This window comes from Hyalangium sp. (assembly GCF_045802625.1).
Taxonomy (GTDB): Bacteria; Myxococcota; Myxococcia; order Myxococcales; family Myxococcaceae; genus Hyalangium.
Genome location: NZ_JBJMQP010000106.1, coordinates 1 through 2,198, shown reverse-complemented (window position 1 = coordinate 2,198; position 2,198 = coordinate 1). Strand labels below are relative to the sequence as shown.

The window sequence follows — 2,198 nt, the reverse complement described above, 5'->3', positions numbered from 1 at the left end:
CTGCATCTCGGGAGCGCGGTAGCCCACGTACGCGCGCCCGGCCTCACCGCCGCAGATGACCGTCGAGCCAATGGCCAGCGAATCCCAACCGAACGGCTGGCGCGCCTGGCCGATGCCCGTGGTCCACGTGGGAGCTGTGTCGCCCGGGCGCAGCACGCCGATGCGATTGCCATCGAGCAGCCAGAGGTTCAGCCCTTCATCGAGCCCCACGCTCTGCGGGGTGCCCACGCCGAACGACTGGGTGTAGTTGAGCACCACCTCCGCGGGCCATGGGCCTGGATCCTTCGGCGTGCCGGAATCGGGCGTCCCCGGATCCGGCGGCGTGCCGCCATCGGGCGGGGTCACTGGCGTGGGATCCGGCGTGGAGGCCGTGGGAGTGCCGGAGTCCACCGAGGGAACAGGAGGAGGATCCGAGGGAACTTCGTTGCCCTCCGAGGGCGCAGGCCCTGGATCCACTCGCAGGTCGACTGTCCGGGTCCGGTCACCGCAACCCACCGTGAGTAATGAAATGACCGCGAGTCCTGCTCCCAGCGCGCCTGCTCGAATGCTCATTCATGCCTCCGTCACGGAGGCTTGATCGCAAGTCCCGGGCCGACGGCTCACGGAGGCGGCCTGAAGCCGCTCAGACCCATCGAAAGCTGATGCGGAGCAACGAATCCAGGTGCTCGATCCTGTCCTCCCCGCCTTCTCGCTGATCCATGATCGTGGTGAGGAACGCCGCCTGTTCCGCGGAGAGCCGGGTATAGCCCACGACTGAAACGGGGGGGCCACTGACGAGGAGGAACATGGCGCCGCCCCCGGGGCTGAGATCGGCGAAGACATAGCCTTCGCCCACCTTCGAGAACCATGAGGGCGGCCGAGAAGCCATGCGCGCCAGTGCATCCAAGCGCAGAGAGATGAGCCGGTTCGTCTTGCGGCCACGCGATGCGAAGGTGTGCCCACGGCCCACCGGATAGTCGAGCAGGGCGCGGCTCTGCAGCTCCTTGAGCCACCCCAGAGTCCACCTGGGCTCGACCCGCTGGGTGAATCGAGCGGCTGCGTGGTCCGCCGACAGGTCCAGGTGCATCAGCGTCGACTCACCGCCCGTCTCCCTCAGCAGATCCACCATGCGTTTGTCACCGATGCCTTGCTGCACGTGAATCCACTCGTGCAGGAAGTACAGCAAGGCGGTCGCCAGGAGCTTCTCTCTGTCCTCGATGCCGTCGACCATCTGCCGGATGCTGGGCTCGTGCACATAGACACAATCTCCACGCACCTCGACGCGATCCTCCTGGGCCAGCGGGGCGAAGCGCACGTCACGCACGCCTTGGAACAACTGAGCCACCTGAATGCCAAAGATGGGCTCGCTCCAGGGGAAGTGGAGGACGCGACGAAACTCCTCCTGCAACCAGTCCAGGGACGAGTTGGTCCGATACTTGAACCCCGGCCGCTCCAGCTGGAGCGTGAGCACGGCCCGGAGCGCGTTCGGTGTCCCTCCGCACTCCTCCAGGATACGGAGCGCCAGTGGCGTATCCGCCGTCGCGGCGGCAGCCTTGAGCGCGTCCTGGAGCGCGACGGCCACCGCGGGTCCCAACCCTGGGAACTCCGTCAGCTGCAGGAGCTTCTCGAGATCCTGCCTGGCACGCAGCCCATGAAGGCGGATCCACTCCTGAACCAGATAACGCGCCCAGTCCGCCAGCGCCGGAGGAGGGGAAGCTCCGGCCGCCGAGACTCGCAGGCTCTCCACGGCCCGCTCCAACGGTTTGACCTCGATGAAGCGAAGACGCTCCGTGAGGAGCGAAGCGTGGTGAAAGACGTGGTGCCATGTCACCGGATGGAAGCGGTGCAGACCGACGTCTGCGAGATCTTCGAAGCGGCCATCCACGAGTCCCTGGAGAATGGCCTGGCAAGCCAGGGGGAACTTCTCCGGCACGGCCAGAGGGTACGCACAGTCTTCGGCCCACCATTTGCCGCGATACATCGCCGCGACCAGCTCACAGATGAGCGTTCCAGGAGCACCTTCCGCGAGCACACGCTCTGCCGCGGCCCAGAAGAGCTGCCGGTGATTGCGCCAGAAGGCAGCCTCAGGTTGTGGCTGCAGGGACAGGTAACGAAGGAGCAGTTGAAGCTCCGCAGGCGTCCCGTCGACCAGACACTCCAAGAGCATGACGAGGAGCGGCCCTCGCTCCGGTCTGCGAAGCTCCGCGGCACCCTTCTCG

General features: G+C 66.3%; 2 protein-coding genes and 1 pseudogene. 1 reads left to right on the top strand and 2 read right to left on the bottom strand.

The genetic code is table 11. From position 1 onward, the window contains the following. Both ACJ8AT_RS18955 and ACJ8AT_RS18950 read right to left on the bottom strand, forming a co-directional pair. Positions 1–552, bottom strand: a pseudogene (locus ACJ8AT_RS18955) (hypothetical protein); the annotation flags it as partial. Positions 553–622: 70 nt separating this feature from the next. Continuing rightward, entirely contained in the window at positions 623–1,726 is a 1,104-nt protein-coding gene (locus ACJ8AT_RS18950) for a hypothetical protein (RefSeq protein WP_407739169.1), read from the bottom strand. 57 nt (positions 1,727–1,783) lie between these two features. Here ACJ8AT_RS18950 and ACJ8AT_RS18945 point away from each other — a divergent pair. After that, a partial coding sequence (locus ACJ8AT_RS18945) for a hypothetical protein (RefSeq protein WP_407739168.1) occupies positions 1,784–2,198 on the top strand: 415 nt, incomplete at its 3' end.